The sequence below is a fragment of the Acuticoccus mangrovi genome (genome assembly GCF_016411865.1).
Taxonomy (GTDB): Bacteria; Pseudomonadota; Alphaproteobacteria; order Rhizobiales; family Amorphaceae; genus Acuticoccus; species Acuticoccus mangrovi.
In genome coordinates, this window is the sequence record NZ_JAEKJA010000057.1 from 1 (window position 1) to 215 (window position 215).

General features: G+C 78.1%; 1 protein-coding gene. It reads left to right on the forward strand.

Features of this window, described 5'->3' with window-relative positions:
• The coding region (locus JCR33_RS24645; RefSeq protein WP_198884799.1) for a hypothetical protein at positions 1–215 on the forward strand (215 nt) is incomplete at both ends.

Sequence of the window (215 nt, forward strand, 5' to 3'; positions counted from 1 at the left end):
TCGCAGCTCGGGATCCTGCTGCCGGGCGAAGCCGGCCGACTGACGGAGGGGTTCGCGGGCGCGCGGCGCGGGATGCCCGAGCCCGGGACGCTGACGGGGCTGTTCGAGGCGCAGGCGGGGCGCACGCCGGGGGCGGTGGCGGTGAGCGAGGGCGGGTGGCGCCTCGACTATGCCGGGCTCGAGGCGGCGGCGAACCGCATCGCGTGGCGCCTGAT